At 53.1% G+C, this 26666-nt stretch carries 21 protein-coding genes; 4 read left to right on the top strand and 17 right to left on the bottom strand.

Features of this window, described 5'->3' with window-relative positions; genetic code table 11:
* Positions 1-27: 27 nt before the first annotated feature.
* A complete protein-coding gene (locus QWY82_RS11470; RefSeq protein ID WP_290262424.1) occupies positions 28-1698 on the bottom strand; it encodes a glutamine--tRNA ligase/YqeY domain fusion protein in 1671 nt (556 codons plus the stop codon).
* A gap of 121 nt (positions 1699-1819) precedes the next feature.
* Between QWY82_RS11470 and QWY82_RS11465 the strand changes: the two genes are divergently transcribed.
* Positions 1820-2314, top strand: coding sequence for a peptidylprolyl isomerase (locus QWY82_RS11465; protein ID WP_290262422.1), 495 nt, complete (start codon positions 1820-1822; stop codon positions 2312-2314).
* Positions 2314-3036 carry a UDP-2,3-diacylglucosamine diphosphatase gene (locus QWY82_RS11460; RefSeq protein ID WP_290262420.1) on the top strand — a complete coding sequence of 241 codons (723 nt, stop codon included), beginning with the start codon at positions 2314-2316 and terminating at the stop codon, positions 3034-3036. The genes QWY82_RS11465 and QWY82_RS11460 overlap by 1 nt, the downstream gene beginning before the upstream one ends.
* Positions 3037-3046: 10 nt before the next feature.
* Here the strand turns inward: QWY82_RS11460 and QWY82_RS11455 are convergent, their stop codons facing one another.
* Positions 3047-3715 carry a MiaE family protein gene (locus QWY82_RS11455; protein WP_290262418.1) on the bottom strand — a complete coding sequence of 223 codons (669 nt, stop codon included), beginning with the start codon at positions 3713-3715 and terminating at the stop codon, positions 3047-3049.
* A gap of 27 nt (positions 3716-3742) precedes the next feature.
* Positions 3743-4195 carry a DUF1289 domain-containing protein gene (locus QWY82_RS11450; protein WP_290262416.1) on the bottom strand — a complete coding sequence of 151 codons (453 nt, stop codon included), beginning with the start codon at positions 4193-4195 and terminating at the stop codon, positions 3743-3745.
* A 422-nt stretch (positions 4196-4617) separates the two neighbouring features.
* On the opposite strand from QWY82_RS11450, the gene acnB reads away from it, so the two are divergent.
* Positions 4618-7242 (top strand): bifunctional aconitate hydratase 2/2-methylisocitrate dehydratase, encoded by a 2625-nt coding sequence (gene acnB / locus QWY82_RS11445; RefSeq protein WP_290262413.1) that lies wholly within the window; start codon positions 4618-4620, stop codon positions 7240-7242.
* A 237-nt stretch (positions 7243-7479) separates the two neighbouring features.
* Complete coding sequence (locus QWY82_RS11440) at positions 7480-8922, top strand: diguanylate cyclase domain-containing protein (protein ID WP_290262411.1); 1443 nt, start codon at positions 7480-7482, stop codon at positions 8920-8922.
* A 29-nt stretch (positions 8923-8951) separates the two neighbouring features.
* Here QWY82_RS11440 and QWY82_RS11435 read toward each other — a convergent pair whose 3' ends face one another.
* The 14 genes from QWY82_RS11435 to ccmI form a co-directional block, all read right to left on the bottom strand.
* Complete coding sequence (locus QWY82_RS11435; protein ID WP_290262409.1) at positions 8952-9590, bottom strand: TetR/AcrR family transcriptional regulator; 639 nt, start codon at positions 9588-9590, stop codon at positions 8952-8954.
* Between the two features lie 98 nt (positions 9591-9688).
* Positions 9689-10828: a patatin-like phospholipase family protein gene (locus tag QWY82_RS11430; RefSeq protein WP_290262407.1), complete on the bottom strand. Its 1140-nt coding sequence runs from the start codon at positions 10826-10828 to the stop codon at positions 9689-9691.
* A 332-nt stretch (positions 10829-11160) separates the two neighbouring features.
* Positions 11161-12771: an AMP-binding protein gene (locus tag QWY82_RS11425; protein WP_290262406.1), complete on the bottom strand. Its 1611-nt coding sequence runs from the start codon at positions 12769-12771 to the stop codon at positions 11161-11163.
* A gap of 98 nt (positions 12772-12869) precedes the next feature.
* On the bottom strand, positions 12870-13196 hold the full coding sequence (locus QWY82_RS11420) for an SCP2 sterol-binding domain-containing protein (protein ID WP_290262404.1): 327 nt from the start codon (positions 13194-13196) through the stop codon (positions 12870-12872).
* Positions 13197-13211: 15 nt separating this feature from the next.
* Positions 13212-15011 carry an acyl-CoA dehydrogenase C-terminal domain-containing protein gene (locus QWY82_RS11415; RefSeq protein ID WP_290262402.1) on the bottom strand — a complete coding sequence of 600 codons (1800 nt, stop codon included), beginning with the start codon at positions 15009-15011 and terminating at the stop codon, positions 13212-13214.
* A 158-nt stretch (positions 15012-15169) separates the two neighbouring features.
* Complete coding sequence (locus tag QWY82_RS11410; RefSeq protein WP_290262400.1) at positions 15170-16219, bottom strand: AraC family transcriptional regulator; 1050 nt, start codon at positions 16217-16219, stop codon at positions 15170-15172.
* Between the two features lie 10 nt (positions 16220-16229).
* A complete protein-coding gene (locus QWY82_RS11405; RefSeq protein WP_290262399.1) occupies positions 16230-16475 on the bottom strand; it encodes a hypothetical protein in 246 nt (81 codons plus the stop codon).
* A gap of 28 nt (positions 16476-16503) precedes the next feature.
* Positions 16504-17358 (bottom strand): HAD family hydrolase, encoded by an 855-nt coding sequence (locus QWY82_RS11400; protein ID WP_290262397.1) that lies wholly within the window; start codon positions 17356-17358, stop codon positions 16504-16506.
* A 3-nt stretch (positions 17359-17361) separates the two neighbouring features.
* Entirely contained in the window at positions 17362-17793 is a 432-nt protein-coding gene (locus QWY82_RS11395; protein WP_290262393.1) for a hypothetical protein, read from the bottom strand.
* 105 nt (positions 17794-17898) lie between these two features.
* Positions 17899-18504, bottom strand: a complete 606-nt coding sequence (locus tag QWY82_RS11390; protein WP_290262392.1) for a transglycosylase SLT domain-containing protein — start codon at positions 18502-18504, stop codon at positions 17899-17901.
* Positions 18504-20537, bottom strand: a complete 2034-nt coding sequence (gene ligA / locus QWY82_RS11385) for an NAD-dependent DNA ligase LigA (protein ID WP_290262390.1) — start codon at positions 20535-20537, stop codon at positions 18504-18506. The genes QWY82_RS11390 and ligA overlap by 1 nt, the downstream gene beginning before the upstream one ends.
* Positions 20538-20579: 42 nt before the next feature.
* Positions 20580-21662, bottom strand: a complete 1083-nt coding sequence (zipA, locus tag QWY82_RS11380; protein ID WP_290262388.1) for a cell division protein ZipA — start codon at positions 21660-21662, stop codon at positions 20580-20582.
* A 70-nt stretch (positions 21663-21732) separates the two neighbouring features.
* On the bottom strand, positions 21733-25242 hold the full coding sequence (gene smc, locus QWY82_RS11375) for a chromosome segregation protein SMC (protein ID WP_290262387.1): 3510 nt from the start codon (positions 25240-25242) through the stop codon (positions 21733-21735).
* Between the two features lie 176 nt (positions 25243-25418).
* Positions 25419-26666 carry a c-type cytochrome biogenesis protein CcmI gene (ccmI, locus tag QWY82_RS11370; RefSeq protein ID WP_290262385.1) on the bottom strand — a complete coding sequence of 416 codons (1248 nt, stop codon included), beginning with the start codon at positions 26664-26666 and terminating at the stop codon, positions 25419-25421.

Below are 26666 nucleotides of genomic sequence, written 5' to 3'. Positions count from 1 at the left end.
ATGTGTGGGTTTGCATCTTCAAATAAACTAAACGTTATTAGCCCAATTATCTTTTAAACCAATGGTGCGGTTAAACACCGGCTTTTCTTTACTGCTGTATTTGCTATCGAGGCAGAAGTAACCTTCGCGCTCAAACTGATAAGCCACGCCTGGCTCAGCATTAGCTAAACTTGCCTCGGCCTTGGCATTGCTGATCACAATGAGTGCATCAGGGTTAATGGCATCGAGGAAATTTTTATCGCCGGCATCTGGCGCGGCGTCATTAAACAGGCGATCGTATAACCGCACTTCACAATTGACGTTGTCAGTGGCCGACACCCAATGGATAACACCGCGTGGGTTAATACCCTCAGGCGGATTCGCACCCACAGTGTTCGGCACTAGGCTGGCTTTAATCTCGATAATATTACCGGCCGCATCTTTAACCGCTTCATCGGCCTTGATGATGTAGGCACCACGCAACCGCACCCACTCCCCCAACACCAAGCGCTTAAATTTCTTGCGCGACAAGCTAGTGTCTTCGGTAAAGTCATCGCGCTCGATGAACAACTCTTTGGTAAAGGGTAACTGGCGCTCGCCCATGTCGGCATTATTGGGATGCACAGGCTGGGTCATCATTTGCGTACCGCCGTCAAAATTACTGATTACCACTTTGAGCGGGTTTAACACGCACATAGCGCGCGGGGCAGATTCATTGAGCTCATCGCGCACGGCAAACTCCAACATGCCAACGTCTACGGTACTGGCCGCTTTGGTGACGCCGATTAACTCGCAAAATTTCCGCACCGCAGACGCGGGGTAACCGCGCCGACGCATGCCGGAGATGGTCGGCATGCGCGGATCGTTCCAACCGTCTACGTAATTATCGTCGACTAGCTGCTTCAATTTACGCTTAGAGGTCACGGTGTAATTTAACTCTAAACGGGCAAATTCATACTGACGCGGTTTGCTTGGTACGGGTAAATGTTCGATGAACCACTCGTACAGCGGTCGATGATCGGCAAACTCCAAGGTGCAAATTGAGTGGGTAATTCCCTCGATGGCATCCTCTTGGCCGTGGGCAAAATCATAGGTGGGATAAATGCACCATTTATCGCCGGTTTGATGGTGCGCTAATTTGCGAATGCGATACAAAATTGGATCGCGCATATTGATGTTGGGCGAGGCCATGTCAATTTTTGCGCGCAGCACGCAGGCGCCTTCATCGTACTCACCGGCGCGCATTTTCTCGAACTCGAGCAGATTTTCTTCGACGCTGCGGTTGCGATGCGGGCTATCTTTACCCGGCTCTTTCAAGGAACCGCGGTAGGCGCGTGCTTCGTCGGGCGACAAGTGACACACGTAGGCATCGCCGGCCTTAATGAGGTGTATGGCCCACTCGTAAAAGCGTTCAAAGTAGCTGGAGGCATATTTAATATCACCAGCCCAAGTGAAACCCAGCCAGCGCACGTCTTCGGCGATGGCGTCCACATACTCCTGATCTTCTTTACCGGGGTTGGTGTCGTCAAAGCGTAAATTGCACTCGCCGCCAAACTCCTGCGCCAGGCCAAAATTTAAACAAATAGATTTCGCGTGACCAATATGCAAGTAGCCATTCGGCTCTGGCGGAAAGCGGGTAACAATTTTGGTGTGCTTTTTATCGGCCAAATCCTGACTTAGGATCTGCTGTAAGAAATTTTGCGGCTTGGTATCTGACATGTGAGCTCAACAATGGGTGAATTCGAGCGCCCTTGGTTCACGGGCGCAGACAAAGGCGCTATTATAGCCGGCTCCCAAACGGGTCAACACCCGTTATTCGGTAGAATTTTGAGGAAATACCATGATTACCCTACAAACTAACTTCGGCGACATCGTAATTGAGCTGAATTTCGACAAAGCGCCTAAAACCGCCGCCAATTTTCAGCAGTACGTTGAAGATGGTTTCTACGATGGCATCATATTTCACCGCGTGATCGACAATTTCATGATCCAAGGCGGTGGCTTTACCGCTGATATGGCGCAAAAGCCTACCCGCGATCAAATTGAAAACGAAGCCGACAACGGCCTGACCAACGAAGAGGGTACTCTGGCCATGGCCAGAACCTCCGATCCACACTCGGCCAGCGCTCAATTTTTCATCAACGTGAAAAACAACAGCTTCTTAAACCATACCGGCAAAAACATGCAGGGCTGGGGCTATTGCGTGTTCGGCAAAGTGGTTTCCGGCATGGATGTGGTCAAGCAAATTAAAGCCGTTAAAACCGGCAGCGCTGGCGGCCACCAAGACGTGCCCGTTGAACCCGTTATCATTCAAAAGGCCACCGTAACCGCCTAATGACTAGCTATTTCATCTCTGATTTACATCTAGATGCAACGCGCCCGGACGTCACCCGGGCGTTTTTGCACTTCCTAAACAACGCAGCCCAGCAGGCTAATGCCCTGTATATTTTGGGCGACTTGTTCGAGGCCTGGATTGGCGATGACGACGATGCCCCGCTCGCACTCGAGGTGCAGGCAGCGCTTAAGGCCTATGCCGACAGCGGCCACGCCCTCTACTTTATGCAAGGCAATCGGGATTTTTTGGTGGGCGAAGCATTTTGTCAGCGCACCGGCGCAAAAATGCTCAACGACCCAACCGTGATAGATTTACACGGCAAGGTCGTGCTACTGATGCACGGCGATACGCTTTGCACCGACGATGTGGACTACCAAGAATTTCGCGCCCAAGCGCGCAACCCCCAGTGGCAAGCGCCACTATTAGCACAACCTCTCGCCGCGCGGCGCCAATTGGCGGCTAAGATACGGGCCGAGACCAGCTCACTGGCGGCGATGAAAGCCGAAGACATCATGGATGTAAATCGCGACGAAGTGGCGCGAGTGATGCTCACCCACCGCGCCGACCTATTGGTTCACGGGCATACCCACAGGCCCAAGCGACACCCCGTTAACCTCAATGGCCAGCAGGCCGAACGTATCGTTTTGGGCGATTGGCACAGGTCGCTCTGGTATCTGGCCGTTTCGCCAAAGGCCATCGAACTGATCGAACAGCCGCTGTAGCGCCACAAACCTAGGCGCCAGCGGCTCCGCCATGAAAAGGCACGCCGCTGTGAAAGCGGAACACCGTATCGGTCGACTCGATCAAGCTCTGCTCTAGCTTCAGAAACTTATCCAGCTGTTTTTCAATAACCGCCGACGATTCCAGCAACCCGGCCAAGGCCAAGTAATCTTGGTAGTGGCGCGCCTCAGACTTCAACAGTGATAGGTAAAATTTTTGCAAGACGTCATCGAGATGCGGCGCCAAGGCCTCAAATCGCTCGCACGAGCGCGCTTCGATAATGGCGCCGATCAACAGTGTATCAACCAGCTTTGCCGGCTCGTGGGTGCGCGCTGCCTGACGCAATTCGGCCGCATAACGGGCGGCCGATAACTGTACATAGGTGATCTGGCGCTTTTTCATAAAGCCCAACACCTGCTCAAAATGCCGCAATTCTTCCCGCGCCAAACGGGACATTTTATTCAACAGGGTAAAAGCCACCGAATCGTCGAGGTTATAAGGACCTTTCTCGACATTATTCATGCCGTATTTCCACATTAATCCCTGCGCCGTTTGCGCCGCCTTAAGCTCGCAGTTGGCGTGGTCAATGAGCAAAATATCGGGTGCCTGGAGTGCGGCCTCAATCCAGCGCGGCGGTGTAGCGCAGCGCAAAAAGGCCTTAATTTCTGGAATTGCGGTCATAGGAAAGTCGTTAGTGCTAATGAATTTTTAACCGGCTTGGGAGGCCAAACCGGGGGCGATATAGGCGTCGTAATAAGCCACAGATAAGGCGTAATAATCGGCATCGATATCGGACTTAATCTGCGCCAAATCGGCCTCGACCAACAACCGTAAGCCGTAGTGTTCAGGCGCCTGAATTTGGCTCGCGCCCGCGCGCAGTAAATCAAAAACCCAGCAGTGGGGGTCGCGATCGTCGCGGTAGCGCACCCGCTGCAATGCCAACTGCGCCTTAAGCGCCGCCACATCGGTAATTTCCAAATAGCGCGACACCACCTGCACCAAAAACCCGGCTAGGCGCTGCTCGATAATCACGCGCTGCTCGTGGCTATAGGCATTCCAATCGATGACCTCGTGGGCAAAGCGCTTGCAGCCTCGGCAGACGCTATCGCCGATACCGGTAGAGCAAATACCAACGCAGGGCGTTTTTACGGGTTTAAACATGGCTGAGCGGGTCGTTCCAAGGCTAAATTGAGGTGATTTTCAGGGGTGGAACCATACCCTAATCTAGACCGCCAAATCCACCAGCATTGCAACATAAGGCTGCTATGCTTAGGCAGGCCGCGGGGCAGAAAAACACTAGCCAACAACCATTCACTCGATGAATAGTCATTATGTAAGTAGTTGATTTACAAGGTCTGCACTTAACATAGACCGGTAAGTCCGGTAGAATTTCCACCCCGCAAAGAGCCCGAAAAGTGGCTTACCCAATGATTCACATCGCCGCGTACACAGCCGGCGCAAAATCATGCCGTACCAGATTCCCAGTGAGTGCTCACCAGCGCTAGCCGGGCCACGAAAGCAACCTAGCCAATGACCAAGGTCATGCCAGGCGCTTTTAATCACAGACACAGAGGATATTCATCGTGCTTGAAGCTTACCGTAAACACGTCGCAGAGCGCGCCGCCGAAGGTATACCGCCAAAACCCCTTAACCCAGAGCAAACCGCCGAACTGGTTGAGCTGCTAAAAAATCCACCTAAGGGCGAAGAAGACACTCTGTTGGATTTGATCACTAACCGCGTACCGCCAGGTGTGGACGAAGCGGCATACGTCAAAGCCGGTTTTCTCTCTGCCGTCGCTAAAGGCGAGGCAAGCTCTCCACTTATCAACGCCGAATCAGCGGTTAAATTGCTGGGCATGATGTTGGGCGGCTACAACATCGAAACCCTGGTAAGCCTGCTGGACGACGCCAAGCTGGCGCAAGCAGCGGCCGAAGAGCTCAAGCACACCCTGCTCATGTTCGATGCCTTCCACGACGTGCAAGAAAAAGCCAAAGCTGGCAACGCCAATGCGCAAGCGGTAATGGAATCTTGGGCCAAAGGCGAGTGGTTCACCAAGCGCAACAAAGTGCCCGAGTCGACCAAAATGATCGTGTTCAAGGTCACCGGCGAAACCAACACCGATGATTTGTCGCCCGCGCCCGATGCCTGGTCGCGCCCCGACATCCCCTTGCACGCCAATGCCATGTACAAAATGTCGCGCGACGGCCTAACGCCGGACGACAATGGCACCACCGGTCCTCTTAAGCAAATTGCCGAAATCAAAGCCAAGGGCCTGCCGGTTGCCTTCGTCGGCGACGTAGTCGGTACCGGCTCAAGCCGTAAATCGGCCACCAACTCCGTACTGTGGTTCTTCGGCGACGACATTCCTGGCGTACCTAACAAGCGCGCTGGCGGCGTCTGTATCGGCAACAATGTAGCCCCCATCTTCTTCAACACCATGGAAGATGCCGGCGCGCTGGTATTCGAAGCCCCGGTCGACAAAATGAACATGGGCGATGTGATTGAAGTGCGCCCCTACGACGGCAAAATTCTCAGCGAATCTGGTGAGGTACTGTCTGAGTTTGAATTGAAGTCCGATGTGATTCTGGACGAAGTGCAAGCTGGCGGCCGTATTCCATTGATCATTGGCCGCGGCTTGACCGAAAAAGCCCGTGCCGCACTGGGCATGGAGCCCTCTACCCTGTTCCGCAAGCCAGATGTACCCGCCGCCTCAACCAAGGGCTTCACCTTGGCGCAGAAGATGGTTGGCCGCGCCTGTGGCTTGAAAGAAGGCCTAGGCGTGCGCCCCGGTACTTACTGCGAACCCAAAATGACCACCGTGGGCTCGCAAGATACCACCGGCCCAATGACCCGCGACGAGCTCAAAGATTTAGCGTGTTTAGGCTTCTCTGCCGATCTAACCATGCAGTCTTTTTGTCACACCGCGGCTTACCCCAAGCCTGTGGATATCGACACCCAACACACCCTGCCCGACTTCATCATGACCCGCGGCGGTGTATCGCTGCGCCCAGGCGACGGCATCATCCACAGCTGGTTAAACCGCATGTTGCTGCCCGATACCGTCGGTACCGGTGGCGACTCGCACACCCGCTTCCCGATCGGCATCTCCTTCCCGGCCGGTTCTGGCTTAGTGGCTTTTGCGGCGGCAACTGGCGTTATGCCGTTGGATATGCCCGAATCTGTATTGGTTCGCTTCTCTGGCAAGATGCAGCCTGGTATCACCCTGCGCGATCTGGTGCATGCCATTCCTTTGTACGCCATCAAGCAAGGTTTGTTGACTGTTGAGAAGAAAGGCAAGAAGAACATCTTCTCTGGCCGCATTCTTGAGATTGAAGGTTTACCAGATCTTAAAGTGGAGCAGGCTTTCGAACTGTCGGACGCCTCAGCCGAGCGCTCAGCAGCTGGCTGTACCATCAAGTTAGATCAGGCGCCTATCAAAGAGTACCTGACCTCCAACATCACCATGCTGCGCTGGATGATCGAGCAAGGTTACGGCGATGTTCGCACCCTTGAGCGTCGTGCACGCAATATGGAAAAATGGCTGGCCAACCCAGAGCTGATGGAAGCCGATAAAGACGCCGAGTACGCCGCGGTGATCGATATCAACTTGGCCGACATCAAAGAGCCTATCGTGTGCTGCCCGAACGACCCAGACGATGCGAAAGTGCTGTCTGAGGTGGCTGGCCGCAAGATCGACGAAGTGTTCATCGGTTCATGCATGACCAACATCGGTCACTTCCGCGCTGCGGGCAAATTGCTTGACGCTGCCAAAGAAGAACTTTCAACTCGCCTGTGGATTGCACCGCCGACGAAAATGGACGAGCACCAGTTGATGGAAGAAGGCTACTACAACATCTTCGGCCGCAAGAGCGCGCGCACGGAAATGCCAGGCTGCTCTTTGTGCATGGGTAACCAAGCGCGTATTGCTCCTAACTCAACTGCCATTTCTACCTCAACCCGTAACTTCCCGAACCGCTTGGGCACCGGCGCTGATGTATTCTTGGGCTCGGCCGAGCTGTCTGCTGTTGCTGCACTGATGGGTAAATTGCCAACACCGGCGGAATACCTGTCCTATGCAGACAAGCTCGATAGCATGAGCGGTGAGATTTATCGCTACCTCAATTTCAATGAAATTGAGTCCTTCCAAAAATCTGCAGACGAAGGCAAGCGCATTGCCGCCGTGCAGATTCAGGATGTGGTGATGTAATCGAGTAACGCACCGAAAGCGATCTGACAATGATCGGAAAAGGCCCGTATGAATATACGGGCCTTTTTTTTGGCGCGCTCTTGGCACTTTTTAACATTGCAGTAGGCACCATCCTACAAACGCTAAACTGCCCGATAACATCTATACTGAAACCAGCTCTCAAGCTCGCGACCAATCTCACATCAATCAGGATCAACAGTGCCAAGAATTTCACTCAGACTACTGAAAATGACGCTAATGTCACTGAGCCTATACCTCTGCACCCTCGCGCTATCGACACAGGCAAGTTTAGTGGCGCTTACCCCTGAGCAGCACACTTACTTAACCACAAAGAAACAACTCACCTATTGCGTTGACCCCAACTGGATGCCTTTTGAAGCCGTTAAAAACGGCGTTCACATCGGTATGTCAAAAGATTATGTGGAGCTTCTGAGCAAAAGCCTCGAAATCCCCTTTGTGCTTGTACCAACGTCGCGTTGGCGACAAACCCTAGACTACCTAGAGCAAGGCCGGTGCGACCTTATCCCCATGCTAAATCGCACGGCAGAGCGAGAGACCTATGCAAGCTTTTCCGATGTTTATTTTAGAGACCCCAATGTGTTGGTGGTTCGCACCAACCACCTGAACGAGATCAAAGGCTACTCGGATTTACACGGTAAATCCCTAGCGGTCATCGACGGTTACATGCAAGAAGAATACTTGCGCAATGAGCATCCAGAAATCGCCTTGGTACGAGTTGCATCGGAACTTGCGGGCTTAATGCGGGTATCGAGTGGCGATGTGGACGCCGTAGCGGGTTCGCTGCTGGCCGTTACACGGCACATTCAAAACGCCGGTCTGTCCAACCTTCATATTGCCACCGACTTACCCCAAGGGGACGAATTGCGCCTTGCGGTTCATAAGAACAATCCAGAACTCTTGGCAATTTTAAATTTAGCGATAGACAACTTCTCACATCAGGATCACTCTCGCATTTACAGCAGCTGGAACCCCATTAGCATCGCCACCAAAACCGATTACAGCTTGGCTTGGAAAATTGCGCTAGCTTCCATCCTCATACTGCTCTTGCTGTTGGAAAGATACCGAGCCAGTAAAAAGGTCAATAGCATACTGCTCGAGAAAAACATGGAGCTGAAAGCTGTACACGCGCAACTATCGACCCAACATCAACATCTTTTGTTTCTGGCAACACACGATAACTTAACTGGGCTTCTCAATAGGAAAAGTATTTTAGAGCATATAGAGAAAGAACTTACCCGTTGGCGCCGTCAGCAATTTCCATTAACGCTACTCATATTAGACTTGGATAAATTCAAAAGTATCAATGATAAATACGGGCACAACGCCGGTGACATTACCCTGAAAACCTTTGCCAACACCCTGACCAAAGTCGTCAGAGAAACGGATTTTTGCGCGCGCTGGGGAGGAGAGGAATTTATTATTGTCAGTTCCAACACGGATTTAAAAGCCGCAAGCACACTCGCCGAGCGCATACACAACAAATTGGCCGTGGCAACCACCCCTGACGCCCCCACGGCTAGTTGCAGCATTGGCATCGCCCAATACCATCAACAAGATAGCTTTGAGCAATGGTTTGAACGGGCAGACAAAGCCCTATATCGGGCCAAAATGCGCGGCGGGAAATGTACGGCGACTGAATCTGAGAACAGTAACGGGTAAGCAGGAGCGCCCCACTCTAGACAGTGAAATTAAATTTTCATTATCAAGCGGATTAAACGGTTTAGTTGTTGGTATATCTGCTCTCTAGTGAGTTCACCACCTTCGGCTAAACCCTGGTACTCCAACCTCTGTACTTCACCTAACAAGAGCGCTGCATCAGTTTCAGGTTGATCCGACCCCAAGCGATGGCACACGGCAATAAAATCGGACTTAAATCGAGTTCTTAATTGATAACCAATATCGCGCAACCCCTTCTCAAGATGCAAATCATAAAACAATGTCATCTCCAAGGTCAGATTATCGGACTTATTTTTAAATTCATCTAAAATATACTCAGCCGCCATGGTCGCCAGCCAGTCAGCGATCTCGGCCTTTTGCTCTACCGTGTCCACGCTCATGGAATCGAGATGGCTATTAATAGCAGTCCACATATCGCCCACGGCCTTCGATGTACGCTCGCTATAAAATTCAAAGGCATGCCGGATAAGCTCCTGCAAATCTTTAAAATAATAGGTGGTCAAGGATAGGTTAACGGCCGCCTCCGCCGCCACGGCGCGATGGGTTACCGCGTGATGGCCACGCGCAACAATTAACCTTAGCGTGGCCTCTAAAATATTTTGTCGGGTTTGCTCGCCCTTTGCACGACGGGACTTAGTTGAATCATTCATTACATAATCTCGTGTTCTTTTATTATATTTTAGCTGAATCGGCTGCTACTCACCTTACTCACGGCGCGTCTAGACTTACCACTGATCGCGTACTGCACCTACTTCTCAGCAAAGAAAGCCCTAACAGTATCGGCCTCCCACATCGTATCTTGGTAGCCCAACTCAATCAGCTCGGAGCAAAACTGCGGCGCAAAGAGTAGATAGCTCGCCGCTGTCGCACCGCCACCTTTTGCCGTTGCACCGGTGGAGCTAAAAAACCAACGCAAGGTTTTCGGCAGATAACGCACTTTTCGACCGGCAATTTTATCCAGCTCTTGGGACGGCGAAATAATGAGACTTTCAACGGTGCGCAAGGGCAAGCCCGCTTCTTTGCGCTTTTCCTCTGGCACCATATTGAGTAACTTATTGACCCTCTCTAAATGTTCAATATCCGCCTCCAAACTATCGACGAAAGCCGCATTAAATAAATGGCCAATGATCTGCGCCATAGAGGGTGAATGGCGCACCGGCCGGCGCTTACCCCAATGCTCAGGATTTCTATTACCGCTCACCCCCACCACAAAAACCCTATCCGCACCCAAGTGCAATGCAGGGCTAATGGGTGCCAATTGACGCAGGGCGCCGTCGCCAAAATACTCTCTATTAATACGCACGGTTGGGAAAATAGTGGGTATCGCCGACGATGCTAATAAGTGACGGGCATCTAACTGAGTTGGAGTACCAATTCGATGGTAGCGGCGCCAACCTCTTAACTCTGGTTTACCTTGAAAAAAGCTCACCGACTCACCCGATGAATAACCCATAGCGGTAATACAAACCGCATCTAAGTTGCCGCTTTCAATCGCCGGTGCGATATTTTTGAAATGGATATTGTCGTGAATCAGTTGATGTAAGGGCGAATTATCCAGCAATGCAATGGGCTGCGCTTTGCCCACGCCCTGATTAAAGAAAGACAACCCTATTTTTCCGACCCCGCGCAGCAAATCAGCCAAAGAGTTTTTATATACCTGATCGACGGTTAGGTTCTGCCACATGCCAACCAAATCGGTCACAGACTCTCGAAAAGACCCAGTGTGACTGGCAATTGCAAGGGCATTGATCGCGCCGGCAGAGGTGCCGCAAATAATGGGAAATGGATTTTTCTGGCTGGCCGGAAGGATTTCAGCCAAAGCCTGTAAAACCCCCACTTGATAGGCCGCGCGTGCACCGCCACCGGAAAGAACAAGAGCACTTTTCATATGACGGTAATCTTCCTTAGATGAGAAACAACTTGGAAAACCTGGCCAGCGCCTCGTTGCCCGATGACTTTCACAGTCACAAATAGAGTCAGTAAAAAACGGACACTGAAGTGCCCATCAGGTTTCAAAAAACGGTATTCGACTTTCCCACGCCCCATGGGGTGATGCAGATCGAGCCACATGGGATATTCCTGCTACGTCCAACGAATTGCACTAGATTGACGAAATATCGCCGATCAAGCAAGCCTATGTCTTTGATAAGGTTGAAATTGAACAATTTTCATACAAAAATGCCAGCATTGAGCTGGCATTTTGCAATCTAGGCTAACCCCTTAGGCGGCCGGCTTTAATTCTCGCCGTAAGATTTTACCGACATTTGATTTCGGCAGCTCAGTTCTAAACTCAACGCTTCTCGGCACTTTATAACCGGTCAGGTTAGTTCGGCAAAAGGCGATGATGTCTTTTTCCGTCAAACTGGTATCGGAAACCACCACAAACAGCTTAACTTGCTCGCCACTTTTTTCATCCGGCAAACCTACGGCTGCAGCTTCAACCACACCTGGGTGCTGACAAATAACATCCTCAACTTCATTGGGATAGACATTAAAACCAGACACAATGATCATGTCTTTTTTGCGATCCACAATGCGCACATAGCCATCTTCTTGAATAACAGCCATATCGCCGGTCTTGAGCCAACCCTCGGCATCCAGCACTTTGGCGGTTTCTTCAGGGCGCTGCCAATAACCTTTCATCACCTGCGGCCCGCGCACACAAAGCTCACCAGCCTCGCCCTGCGCTAAGGTATTACCCGCTTCGTCGATGACTTTTAATTCCGTTTCAGGCACGGGCAAACCAACGGTGCCCTGCTGAATCGCCGCCGGTGGATTAAACGATACAACCGGAGAGGTCTCGGTCATGCCATAGCCTTCACCCACCACGCAGCCGGTAACTTCGAGCCAGCGCTTAGCCGCTTCAGTGGTTAGCGCCATGCCACCAGAGGCGGTGGTATGTAGCGAAGAAAAGTCTAACTTGGTAAAAGATTCGTCGCGGCAGAGCGCATTAAATAACGTATTCAAGCCAACAAAACCGGTGATCTGTTTGCCCTTCATCATTTTCACGAAGCTTGGGATATCGCGCGGGTTGGGAATCAAGGTCGACTGGCAGCCAGCGGCCAGCAAGGTCATGCAGTGCAGGGTAAACGCATAGATATGGTACAGCGGCAGCGGTGCCACATAGTGCTCTTTGCCAATACTCACCGAATCACCGAGCATTTCGCGCACCTGTTGCATATTGGCAACCAAATTAGCGTGGGTCAGCATCGCGCCCTTGGCGACACCAGTTGTGCCACCGGTATATTGCAACACAGCGATATCTTGCGGCTCTTGGGCAGAGGGCTCATAGCGATTCAAATCGCCCGCTTGAAAGGTGGAGCGCAAACTAACTTGGTGCTTGAACGACACCTTAGGTACTTCGCGCTTGATGTATTTCAACACCGAGTTGATCAGCAAGCGCTTAATGGGCCGGTGCAAATCGCCCACTTCCGTCACAATCACTTGCTTAACAGCAGTTCGATCTACTACCTGTGCCGCCACATCGGCAATATTAGCGAGCACCACAAGCGCCTTAGCACCCGAGTCATTGAGTTGATGCTCGAGCTCGCGCTGGGTATATAGCGGATTGGTATTTACCACAGTGAGGCCTGCGCGCAAGGCCCCGAACACAACCACAGGGTATTGCAATAAATTAGGCAGCTGCACCGCGATGCGATCGCCCGGCTTGAGCTCGGTTCGCTGTTGCAAATAACAGGCGAATTGTAAACTCAAATGATCTAATTCAGCGAAGGTCATGGATTGACCTAAACAAGTGAACGCTGTGTTACCCGCAAAGGTTTCGCAAGCTTTGTTCAACACTTCAACCACAGTGCTATTTGTATCTATCACGTGTCCTCCTCCACCGTCACTTTTATCGTTATCGGCTAGGTGTTTATTGTGCAGGTAATTGCCTACGCCATTACCCCTCGTATTGTAGAGCTCAAACTTTATTCTATGGGTGCAAAAACCTCGATCAGCTTTGACGCCAAGGCCAAGCTTCCCGCCACTTTGATATGGCCAAACATGAAGGCCTGCATGCCGCTAACTCGCCCCTGAAACAGTTCATCAAGGGTTTTCCATTCCATGGTAATGGTTAAGTCTGCGGTAGATGACGCGTCGCCGGCGTTAAAATCTAACTGCCCGCACTTTATACGCATATAGAAATTACTGCCATCGGGAATGACATACTGAAACAGCGAGTCGATCCCAGCGGCCTGTTCAGGCCTAAAGCTGGTCTCGAATCGCTGCTGCAATTGCTGGAAAGTAAATGCCACTTGGCCCTATCCAGTTTAGAAAGCGAAGTGTTCTGCTTCCAGAGCCATCAGGTTGTTGGCGCCAGACTTCATGGTATCAACCAATGCGCGGGTACGCGGCAACAAGCGCTGATAGTAGAAACGCGCCGTCTTGAGCTTGGCTTCGTAGAAGGCCGCATCGGCTGCGCCGCTGTCTAACTTAGCCTGTGCATCGGCAGCTGCCATAGCCCAGAAGTAAGCCAGCGTGGCGTACCCTGAGTACATCAAGAAATCTACCGACGCAGCGCCCACTTCCTCTGGGTTTTCCATCGCTAGCAAGCCAATGTGCATGGTCAACTCGCCCCACTCTTTATTAATCGCCATTAACGGCGTAATAAATTCGGTGACCTTGTCGTTGCCTTCTTGCGCCTTACAGAACTTATGCACAATCTTGGTGAAGCGCTTGAGCGACTCGCCATTGGTCATCAACACTTTGCGGCCCAACAAATCGAGCGCCTGAATGCCGGTTGTGCCTTCGTACAACATAGAGATACGGCAATCGCGAACATTCTGCTCCATACCCCACTCGGCAATAAAACCATGACCACCGAAGCACTGTAGGCCTAGGTTGGCGGCTTCAAAGCCAGTTTCGGTGACAAAGGCCTTAGCGATAGGCGTCAAGAAACCTAGCAATTCATCGGCGGCTTTACGCGCGTCTTCATCAGTGCTGCGGTCAACGATATCAACCTGCTGCGCCGTGTAATAAATCAACATACGCGCGCCTTCGGCCAAGGCTTTTTGCGTCAGCAGCATACGGCGAACGTCTGGGTGCACAATAATTGGGTCGGCTGGGCCATCCGGGTTTTTCGGACCCGACAAGGAGCGCATTTGCAGGCGGTCGCGGGCGTACTCCAAAGACTTCTGGAAGCCAACTTCAGCGTGCGCCAAACCTTGCAAGGCAGTACCCACGCGGGCGGTATTCATAAAGGTGAACATGCAGTTCAAGCCTTTGTTTGGCGGGCCAATAAGGAAGCCCTTGGCGCCGTCAAAGTTCATGACACAGGTAGAGTTACCGTGAATGCCCATCTTGTGCTCGAGCGAACCACACTTCAGGGTGTTGCGATCGCCCACTGAGCCATCGGCGTTAACATTGAATTTAGGCACGATGAACAGGGAAATACCCTTGGTACCGGCCGGTGCATCGGGCAGGCGCGCTAACACAATATGGATAATGTTCTCGGACATGTCGTGCTCGCCGGCAGAGATAAAAATCTTGGTGCCAGAAATATTATAGGAGCCGTCCGCATTGGGCTCTGCCTTGGTACGCAACATACCGAGGTCGGTGCCGCAATGAGGTTCTGTCAAGCACATGGTGCCAGTCCAGCTGCCCTCAACCAACTTACCTAAATACTGTTCTTTTTGTTCAGCGGTGCCGTGCGCTTCTAAGGTATTCATACAACCGTGAGACAGGCCAGGGTACATACCCCAAGACCAGTTAGCCGAACCTACCATTTCACTCAGGATCGTACCCAAGGACTGCGGCAAGCCTTGGCCACCGTGCTCTTCGTGGTGACACATAGAGGGCCAACCGGCTTCTACATATTGCTGATAAGCTTCTTTAAAGCCCGTTGGCGTGGTCACTTCACCATCGTTCCACGTGCAGCCTTCTCTATCGCCCACGGCATTAAGAGGTGCCAACACGTTCTCACAGAACTTCGCGCCCTCTTCAATAACGGCGTTAACTACATCTGAGCTCGCCTCGTCACCGCCGGGCAAAGACTGGTAATGCTGCTCATAGCCAAGCAGCTCCCACATTACATATTGGATTTCGCGCAACGGGGCTTTGTAATCACTCATGTCATCAACCTCTGGTTATTCGATTGGGTATTGCCACAGAATCCGTTATTACGCCTTGGCTCTCAATAGCGAAATCAACCACATTAGCTGACATTTTTGGGCGCCTAGGGGTGGCCTCGGCACAAGTGTAGGCGCAAAAAGCGCCCGTTGATGGGGATTTAAGGCTTGTCTAGGCCTTTGCGGTAGTCGCCGGGGGTCACGCCGGTCCACTTTTTAAAGGCGCGGAAAAAGGCACTGCTTTCGTCAAAGCCCAAACGCTCGGCAATGCAACTATTGGTCAACTCTGGGCAACTCAAATAGTGAAAGGCGGCCTCCATGCGACACTCGTCCTTTAAGCGCTGATAGGAGGTATCCTCCGCTTGCAATTTGCGCCTTAGGGTGGTGACCGATAGGTTTAAGCGGGAGGCCACGTCCTCGGCGCTGGGTTGGCTACCACTCACATCTTTCGACAAGATAGCCCTCACCTTGGCCTTGAGACTCTGCTGGCTGCTATCGCTTATCACCAAGTGGTAAGGTGCCGAGCGCACGAAATCCATCAAGGTATTTTGATTTTGCACCACCGGCGCGTCTAGGAAGCTGGCGTCGAACTCGTAGCCGGTAAAAGCCTGATCGAAATGCAGCTGGGCGGGATAACACTCGGCCATTTCGCGAAATTCATCCGGGCAGGAAAACGCAAAATAGATACCGGTGAGCGGAATCTCTCGACCGATTAACCAGGAGTTGAAACGCTGCCACACGGCAAGACTGGTGCGCACTTGGTTCGGCGTCGCGTTATTGACCATCTCGGCAAAGGCTTCAGGCGAGACCGAGCTAATGCCGCACATTTCCACCCGCGCCACACCTGGCGCTGGCTCGAGCAGGCGCGAGCGAACCAAAAACCCTCGGCAAATCTCACAAAACTCCCCCGAGCGCACAATCGCCTGACGCAAATTGGTGGACTGAATGACCGTGAGGCAGAGCAGTCGAAACGAGCCGAGCCGAACTTTACCGCCGCTGAACATGCCAAAGCATTCATCCTGCATCACCCGCATAACGCGCTGATACAACTTGCCATACTTAAGCGCAGAGAAACCCCTACCGGGCGTGAGCTCAGCCTCCGCAATACCTAGCTCCGCCATCAATTGATCGCGGTTGCCGCCGTTCTCCGCCACGGTTTGCAGCAGGGTTCGGGCATATTCACTGGGCACACTAACGTCGGCTTGAGCCATGAAAATTGAGTTAATCTTTACGAAAGAGAAGGTGCCATAGTTTACGCCATAAATGCGCAAACAGATGCACTAGAACCACCGTCAAGGCGGCGGCAAACATGATTACCAAAAGCGCTAAAAGGCTGGCCAAGGTGAAGCGTAAAACTTCACTCATAGGCAGCTCCCAGGCCAAAATAGCCGCTAAAACAAAGGCTAAACAAGCCGCCAGACTCAAGGCCAGGGAACCCTTTTTCTTAAACAATCGACCAATAATCATTCACTATCCAAATACTGAATATAACTGCCTAAAGCGGCGGAACTAGCCTTTCGAGGGCATAGGCTACGCCATCTTTTGATGACGAGCGAGTCACAAAGTTGGCGCAGGCTTTCACTGCCGAGGACGCATTATCCATCGCCACGCCCACCCCAGCCGACAATAAAAACTCACAGTCAGAACCGCCGTCGCCGAAGGCTATGACCTGCTCCCGCGCGAGGCCATGATAAGTGAGCAACTGCTGAAATAGTGTGGTTTTATTCACCTCGCGCGACACCACGCTGGCAAATTGCCACAGGGGGCGCGACGGCAGATGGGCATAGGCGAATTGAAATTGCGGCCAAGTTTTTTCCAGCGCCGCGAGGCCTTGCGGGCACTGGGTCAAATCAACGCCCAAGAGCAATTTGTAGATGGGCAGATCCGGCCAGCGGCTCATGCTATCAAGCACCGGCGCGACGCCCAAGTGGCGCGCGTGTTCATGGCCAATATCGCTCATGGCTTCAACGCGATAGTGGTCGCGATAATACACTTCCGCGTGAAAACCATACACCTGCGCCTGCATCAACAGCGGCGCCAGCTCCACCAGGGCCAAGGTGTGATCGGCGTGGCAAATAGTCTCGGCCTCACACAGTGCGCCGGTGTAAAACACGCTCGGCGCATTCATGGATAATTGGCGCTGCAGCGCTTCGGTGGCAAAGGGTGGCCGGCCGGTCGCAAAGGCTGTTAACACGCCCTGGCGCTGGATGCGCTGGATAGCTTGAATCACTGGCGCCGGCAGCTTGCCGTCGGCATCGAGCAATGTGCCGTCGATATCAAAATAGGCGAGGCGGATAGGTGACGCCGGCAGCTCGCTTTGCGCCAGCTGCTCTAGCTGTAGAGTTTCCATGAATTAGACGTGTAAACCGCCCTCGTGGCTCCATTCACAGCGTACCGAAATGCCCCCGGAGCCGGGCGCGTGATAGCTACCATTAGACTCCCAGGTAAAGGTATGGGTGCCCGACAATTCAGTTTCTAAATGCACCGTAGCACTGACCCAGTACATGCCTGCCAACAGGTCTTCGAACTTGGCCAGCCACTCTTCCCACTCGTATTCCACCGCTTTATAGGATGCACCGAAATGCATAACGTCAGTATGGTATTGGCTAAGCGAGTGATTGATAACAGGTGTAGAGAACATATCTCGGCACAGAAAGGGCCAATCATCGGCATCGGGCAACGAGCCCATAGCGCGAGCATTCACCTTGCGCCGCTCTTGATCATTCAAAGCACCGCTCACATCTTTAATGCAACCGTATACGATAGACTCCTGATCGTTATACATAGCACATAGCCTCATCTCTAAATAGTGGCAAAAAGTCTGTTTAGCACTGTACCGAAAACCGCCAAGGGCAACAATCGCTCCTGCACAATTGGTACACAGGATAAGTTAAAACGGCCACCAAGAGGATTCTAAATCCTCGCGGCAGGTATCGAGCTGTTGGTTGTAACGGTTGGCCCGAGCCGACACTTTGCGCGCCACATCCTTTAACCAGGCCTTACTGTTAAAGGTGCGCCGGTTAAAACCGCCATGGCCTTCGTGGTAGGCCAAATACAAGTGGTAGGTGTCGTTCGATTTAATCTTAGACAAGCGCCCACTTTGATAGTTATACCAGCCAATAAAATCAATCGCATCGCCGAAGTCATCGCGATTAGACCAACTATTGCCGCTGTTATTTTGGTACCAACGCCAGGTCTCATCTTTCGCCTGCGAGTAGCCGTAGGCACTACTCGGCCTTGGGCCCGGGAAAATCCACAATATTTTTGTTCTGGGCGGCTGCGCCTTGGCCACGAACCGACTCTCTTGGTGCATGATCGCCATCATCGACGCGATGGGCGACTTCCAACGCTTCTCCGCGTTTTTGGCATCCTCATACCAATCATCTTTTTCGCGAAAAATATCGCAAAGGTTGTCTGGGTTGCGCGGTGGCGATGTGGTGCAGGCGGCATTTAAAAGCAAAGTGCACAACAAAAATAACCAGCCACACTTACCCATTAGCTCACGCCCCAGTGTTTAAATTTTTCCAACAATCCAGCTTCGTCGAGCACCTCGATACCGAGCGCTTGCGCCTTAGCCAACTTAGATCCAGCACCCGGCCCAGCCACGACCATCTGGGTTTTTGCCGATACGCTGCCAGCCACTTTCGCGCCCAGCGCCAAGAGCTTTTCTTTCGCTTCATCGCGGCTCAAGGTTTCAAGGCTGCCGGTTAGCACCCAGGTTTGGCCGGCGAGTAATAACGCATCTTTGGCAACGGGTTCATGCTCAGGCCAGGTCACGCCCGCGGCCTGTAACGCACGTACTTGCTCGAGCTGTTTTGCATCGGCAAAGAAAGCCACAATAGAGGCCGCTGACACGGGACCTATGTCATCAATCGCGATTAAATCCTCGTGCGACGCCTTAATTAATGCGTCTAACTTACCAAAATGCGCGGCTAGGGATCTTGCCGTGGTCTCGCCCACTTCGCGCATACCTAAACCAAATAGAAACTTGGCCAAACTGGTGCTTTTACTGGTTTCAATCGCCGCTAATAAATTGTCGGCCGACTTTTCACCCATGCGCTCGAGCGCCAATAATTGCTCTCTTCTTTCGTGCAAATGGTAAAGGTCGGCGATGGAGGCAACCAGGCCTTCATCTACCAATTGCTCCACCAGTTTGTCGCCCAGCCCGTCCACATCCAACGCCTTGCGCGACACATAGTGCTTTATTCCCTCTTTCACTTGGGCTGGGCACACGGAACCGCCAGAACAGCGAACCGCTGCTTCGCCCTCTACTTGCACCACCGGTGATTCGCATACCGGGCAAAGGCTGGGAAAAACCACCGGGCGCGCATCCACGGGGCGCTTACTGACAATAACCGAGGCGACTTGGGGGATCACGTCACCGGCGCGCCGAACAATAACGGTATCGCCAACCATCACGCCCAAGCGTTCAATTTCGTCGCGGTTGTGCAGCGTCGCATTCGACACAGTTACGCCGCCAACAAACACCGGCTCTAAGCGCGCGACGGGTGTAATTGCGCCAGTTCTGCCCACCTGAAACTCCACATCTAACAGCTGGGTCATTTCCTCTTGCGCGGGAAATTTATGGGCAATGGCCCAACGCGGCGCGCGCGCGACGAAACCCAACTGCTGCTGCAAGGTGCGGTGGTTAACTTTGAAAACAATGCCGTCTATGTCGTAGCTCAAGCCTTGGCGTTTTTCCCCAAGCTCAGCAAAATAAGCGAGGCAAGCCTGCACACCATGCACAGCGCGCATTTCTGCATTAATTAAAAAACCCCAGCCACTCAAAGCTTGCAAAACATCGGTGTGGCGCTCGGGCAGTTCCCCGCCTTCTACAAGACCCACGTTATAACAGCAAAACTGTAGCGGTCGGCTGGCGGTAATTTTGGGGTCGAGCTGGCGTAAACTTCCCGCGGCCGCATTGCGCGGATTGACAAAGGTTTTTTCGCCGCGTTCGCGGGCCTTATCATTGAGTAAATCAAAGCCGGCACGCGGCATATAAATTTCACCGCGCACTTCTAACAAGGGTGGAAAGCCCTCGCCCTGTAAACGCAATGGCACAGAGCCGATGGTGCGCACATTGGCGGTAATATCTTCACCTATCGCACCATCACCACGGGTAGCAGCCTGCACTAAAAGCCCATCTCGATACAGCAAACTCACCGCGATGCCATCTAATTTTGGCTCGCAAGCAAACTCAATATCGTCTTTGCTTTTCAAACGATCTTGCAGGCGCTTGTTGAAATCGAGCATATCTTGCTCGTCGAAGGCATTGTCCAGCGACAACATAGGCACGGCGTGCGTGACTTGAGAAAAAGCACTGAGCGGCTCAGCGCCCACGCGCTGGCTGGGCGAGTCGGCAGTCACCCACGCGGGTTGCTGCAACTCAATGTCTTGCAAGCGCTGCATCAGGCGATCGTATTCCGCGTCGGGCAGCTGTGGATCATCCAACACATAGTAGCGATAGCTGTGGTAATTCAGCTGGGATTTTAAGGCTTGGTATTCGGCCAACAAGGTTTCAACAGTCATACTTTTTCTTATGTAAAAAAGGCGCCGTAGCGCCTTTGAAGTTTATTGACGGGCTTTGGCTAGCTGCAGCTTGCGTTCGTATTCCGAGACCCTGGCTCGGTTGTGCTCGATGGTTTGCGCCGTTAGGGTGCTGTGCTGCTCATCGCGCAATTCACCACCCAAATCCTCAGCTAAAAACCGCGCCGCTTTAACCATGGCCTCATAGGCCGGCAAGCTCTCAGCTTCAGACGGCAAGGTCATAAACAAACTCAAACCGCGCGTTTCAATTTGGTCCATCTTGTGCAAATCAAACACCCCCGGCTGCACCATATTGACCAAGCTGAATTGAATCGCACCTTCGCCATCGAGGTCTTCGTGCATATGAAAAATCTTGCGCGAGCCAAAGCGCATACCGGCGGTTAAGATCGCGTCTTTTATCGCCTCGCCGATAAACACCTCGCCTTTGGGCGCCATCACATTGATCACGAAAACTTCCTCCGGCTCGGCGTCATCATCCGCCTCGTCAGCGTCTGTGAAGCTTGCAGCGCTGGACGCTTGAGGTGATTCACTGCGGCCAGAAAAAAGCACCCTGTCGTAATCATCCTGCTCGTCGTCAACGGCTTCATCCTCTGCTTCAACAGCATCGGCCGCATCAATTTCGTCATCGACATCGGCGCTGGCACTAAAGCTGGGTTCGCGCCGATTGTCGTCGTCTTCAAACATATCCAGCGGCTCGGCCACCGGATCATCATCAACGTTCATTAGCAGCGGCACATGTTGGTCTAAATCCAGTTCAGCCTGTGTCACCGGCGGCACAGCGGGTTTGGCGGGCTTCGCCGGGACGGGTTTAGGTGTAGAGGCTTTCGGTGCGGACGTTTTCGCTGCAGCCGCTTTAACAACAGGTTTGGCAGGCTCCGCCTTGGGCGCTTTTGCTTGCGCCGCAAGCGCTTCGCGCTTGGCCACAACGCGCGCACCGCCGTTTGGCAGCTCGCTACCATAAGCGGCAAGGTCATCTTTATTCGTGCCCTTGTGCATGCTCAAAGACATTTTCATATCGCCGCGCTTGGCCGCGCGCATGCGCCTAAGGCCATCCAGCAATACGCCAATAATCAAACAAGCGATAATGACCGTTAACCATTCACGCATGGCGAAATCCTTTCGTTGCGTCAGTAGTAAAGTCTTTCATAATTTGCGTCGAACACATCTCAGTTAATAATTAGGAAGCAGCCAATTCAGCCGCTTCCTCCACGTCCACTGTTACCAAGCGAGACACACCAGGCTCATGCATAGTCACACCCAGTAACTGATGCGCCATCTCCATGGCAATCTTATTATGGGTAATATAAATAAATTGTACATGGGCAGACATCTCTTCAACCATGCGCGCATAACGGCCCACGTTAGCATCATCGAGCGGCGCATCCACTTCGTCCAACATACAGAAAGGCGCTGGGTTCAAGCGGAAGATAGAGAACACCAAGGCGATAGCGGTGAGCGCTTTTTCACCACCGCTCAGCAGGTGGATAGTGCTGTTGCGCTTGCCCGGTGGCCGCGCCATGATGGCGATACCCGTGTCTAATAAATCTTCACCGGTCAACTCTAAATAGGCGTGGCCGCCACCGAACACTTTCGGGAACAGCTCCTGCAAACCGCTGTTAACTTGATCGAAAGTTTCTTTGAAGCGGGTGCGGGTTTCGCGATCGATGCGGCGGATGGCGTTTTCCAAAGTATCCAGCGCCTCCATCAAATCGGCATTCTGCGCATCCAAATAATGTTTGCGCTCGGACTCCGATTTATATTCTTCAATGGCCGCCAAGTTAATGGGGCCTAGGCGCGTGATGCGGTTGCCGATTTGCTCCAGCGTTTGCACCATGGGCTCTTCTTGGGCATCCTCGGGCAGGGCTTCCAACAACGCCTCTAGCTCAAACTCTTCTTCTTTCAGCTGATTTTCGAAACCTTGCTTCTGCACTTCCAAGGTTTGTGCCGCCAGACGCTCCTGCTCTAAATTGCCGCGCACTTTTTGCACGTCTTGCTCGGCGCGGTTGCGCTGTTGCTCGGCCGCACGTAAATCGTGCTCAACGGTTTCCAACGCTTTGCGCGCGGTGCCTAATTCGGCTTCAATGCTAACGCGTTTTTCCAACAACGCTTCGAGCTCTAACTTGTATTCTTCAATCGGGTCGTGATTATCCGACAAAGCTGCTTCCAGCTGCTCGCGCCGCTCGGTTAAACGCACCGATTGCTCCTGCAAGCGCGACATGCCCGATTGAATCGCTTGCAACTGGGTGCGGAGCGATTGCACCCGCATGGCCAGTTCGTGACTGCGATCCTTATCGTGACGGGCTTTTTGTCTGGCCTCATCTAACTTGGCGCGAATGCCATCGCGCCGGGTCATTAACTCTTCGCGCTTACCGGTATCGCGCTCCATGGCATCGATGGCCTCCTCCAAGGTCATTCTCGCCTCGGACAGATTCTCGGCCTCTAGTTCCATTTGTTCGCGCGCTTCACTCACCTCAGCCGTGATGCGTTTTTTGCGCTCCAGAATTTGCTCTACCCGCACCTGGCGGCCAGACAATTGCGCCTTTAATTCACTAAAGCGCTTACCGTGTTCGTCTAGCGAACGACGCAACTGCTCGCGGCTTTGCTCTAACTCTTTCAAGCGCTCGCGACCAAGGCTTTGTTGCTCGGACTGGCTGGAAACTAACGCTTCAAGCTCAGCAATCTCAGCAGAGATTTCCTCTAATTCTTGTTTGCGCGCGATCACACCGGCGGTGGCATCTGTGTCGCGCACAACACGCAGCCAATTGGGGCCAATCCAGATGGCATCTTTGGTAATGACCGATTCGTTAGCGCTTAAATTTGAACGCAATGCCAAGGCCTCGGCCAAGGATTCCACGGCGTACACTTGGCCCACCAAAGACGCGATGCTGACATCGGCTTCAATAAAGGAATCTAAGGTCGTCGCTTTGGTCGATGTTGCGGCGGTCACTTGCGCCGAGCCATCAACCAACAACAACTGGCCCTGGGTTAGGCTATCTAATACCGCGGCCACCGAATCTAAACCATCGGTGCACACGGCTTGCAAATTATTGCCCAGCACAGTCTCAACCGCTTTGTCCCAGCCATCGCGCACGCGCAAGCCTTCGGCTAAACGCGGTTTATCGGCTAGGTTTTGATTTTCCAGCCAGCGCGTCACAACTTTGTTTTGCTCGCCTAGGGCGGCCTGCTGCAAGGCTTCGAGGGAGGCATGGCGGCCGCGCAAGGTTTGCAAGCGGCTTTTCTTTTCATCCAGCGTGTTGCTAATGTGATTATTGGCTTCGCGCAGTTCGTTGATGTCGTCGCCGATTTGTTCATTGCGACCACGCTTTTCTTCGCCGTCTAATTCGAGCTCAGACAACTGCTCACTCAGCTCGGCAATTTCTTCTTCCACATCGCCGGCGGTGAGTTGTGACTTTTCGTCATCCAGTTTGCGAATACGCTCGAGCAAACGCGATTGCACCTGCTCTAAGTGCTGAATGCGTGACTGCTGAACTTCGGCCTTTTGCCGTGGCTCGGAGGCGCTTTGGTTAAACTCGTCCCACTCCATTTGCCACTGTTGCATCTGCTCTTCAGCTTCCAACAGCAACTCGCCGGAGTTGTCACCGGCCGATTGCACCATTTCTAACTCAGGTTCAATTTCCAGTAGCTCGGCCTGCCAGCCCTCGGCTTTATCGGCATCCAAACGCAGGTGCTCTTCCGCTTCTTTGCAGTCGCGTCGGGTCTGCTCTAGGTCGACAGTTAATTGGCGCACCCGGTCTTGGGTGTGGGTAATAGTCTGTTCGATGCGGGCAATGTCTGAACCAATGGCGTAGTAACGGCCCTGCACTTCGTTAAACTTGTCGCCAAGCTCGGTGTATTGCACGCGGTACTTTTCTATCAGCGTGTCTTTGTTCACTTGCGCCGATACGAAGGCTTCAACATCCACTTCCAGCTCGCGAATCGCCGTGCGTTTTACCGCCACCTGTTCCGCCAACACGCGGTAGCGCAAGGCCTGCAATTGCGCCTTTAACTCGCGCTCTTCTTTTTTGTACTCGCCGTATTTTTCCGCCGCTTGGGCTTGGCGCTCGAGGCGCGATATTTGGCGCTCTAATTCGTCGCGAATATCGGTTAAGCGCTCGAGATTTTCATGGGTGCGGCGAATGCGGTTTTCGGTATCGCGACGGCGCTCTTTGTACTTAGAAATACCGGCCGCTTCCTCGATAAAAATACGCAGGTCTTCCGGCCGCGCCTCAATCAAACGGGAGATCATGCCCTGCTCGATAATCGCGTAAGAGCGCGGGCCTAGGCCGGTGCCTAGGAAGATATCGGTAATGTCGCGGCGCCGGCACTTGTTGCCGTTCAGGTAGTAAAAATTCTGCGCATCGCGGGTGACTTTACGGCGGATAGAAATTTCGGCATAGCTGGCGTACTCGCCCAGCAACTTGCCTTCCGAGTTATCGAATACCAATTCGATGGAGGCCTGCCCCACCGGCTTGCGGCCGGCCGAGCCGTTAAAAATAACATCGGTCATGTTCTCGCCGCGCAGGTTCTTCGCGGAAGACTCACCCATCACCCAGCGCACGGCATCAATAATGTTTGATTTGCCACAACCGTTAGGGCCGACCACGGCGCCTAGGTTAGACGGGAAGTTTACGGTGGTTGGGTCCACGAAGGATTTGAACCCGGCCAGCTTGATACATTTAAGCCGCATGAAACAGTTTCACTCTTTAAATAAGGTACTGATTTTTCTGTAATTATGGGCAGTTAAACCTTACGGGAGCCGTTCAATCAGCGCGTGGATGACGCGTCTATGAGGCTGTCCCTGCCGGCCATGTTTTGGCGCCCAAAGATGGGGCGATTCTACACAGAAGTCGCCCCTATTTCACCCTACTGTGGCACTTGTGTGGCAATCTCTAAATCCAGCGCCACACTGCCTTGGGCAAGGCTCACAGGCCCGGTAGCGGCCTGCCAATCGCCCGGTTGCGGCGCCGGGCTGCCAGACGCGGATAAGCGCGCTATCACTTCCAACTCACCGGCGCTAGACAGGGACACACCGGCCATCATCGCCATGCTGTCGTCCAAGGTCACCGTTAAAGGTAGGCTATTGGCATTCAAGCGCTGAATGGCCAGTGGCATTTTTGCCCCCTGCCAAGCGCGCGCGTAGACGAACAAGGTTTGCCCCGTTAACGGCACCTGGCTGGTCGCCGTCACGCGCACTTGAATGCTCGGCTTAGCGCTCGCATCGGGCTGACTCGCCGGTGCTGGCGCAGCGGCAACTTGCTCACTGGCGCCGGCATCGCCGCCTAAAGCCGCTTGAGCGCGGGCTACACCACCCTGCAAGGCGTTATAAGCCGGGCTGCCGGGGGTGGATTTAGACATGGCTTTCTGCCACAGATCTATGGCCTCTTGATAGCGTTTTTGCTCGAAGGCATCAATGCCGGCCAAGCCCAACGAGGTACCGTTTTCCGGGTTGAGCTGGAGGGCGCGCTGGTTGATCTTGCGCACTTCTGGCGTCATTTGGTTATTCGATGCCAAAAACAGCGCCTGCGCCATTTCCGCCACCACCTCGGCCGCCTCTGGCTCGCGATTCACCACTTCTAAATACGCCATGGTGGCGTCGGCATACTGGCCAAGCTCCATATATAGGCGCGCCAGCATGAACCAGTTCTGGGTATTTTCTGGGTCTTTGGCCACTGTGCCGCGCAACACCTGCACCACCTTTTCCGCATCCTGTGGGCTGTCGATGTGTTGCATCATGCCCCGCAGCGCCACCTCTTGGCTGGCGCCCTGCTGCCAATACCAAAGCCCCGCCACCAACGGCAATAAAACCGCCGCCGTCAACAACACCCAAAGGCTGGTATTGGCCGTGGCGCTCGCCGGCGCTGTCGCGTCAGCCTCTTTCGTATCATCGAGCAGTAAAAAATTCAGTTCATCAAGCATGGCTTGGTGGGATTGCTGGTCCAGCTCGCCCGCCGCCAACTGCGCATCTAACTCGGTCTTGCGGCCTTGATAAATGGAGATATTGGTCTCGCCCCGCCCCGCTGCCGCGTCTTTCGCCTTAACCAGCAGAGGCCACAAGATACAAACGCCCGCCACTAACGCCATCAGCAGCGCCGCTATCCAAAATACAGTCAT

The sequence above is a fragment of the Simiduia curdlanivorans genome, from assembly GCF_030409605.1.
Taxonomy (GTDB): Bacteria; Pseudomonadota; Gammaproteobacteria; order Pseudomonadales; family Cellvibrionaceae; genus Simiduia; species Simiduia curdlanivorans.
Note: the sequence above shows the minus strand (reverse complement) of the source record. Positions and strands in the feature narration are given on the sequence as shown.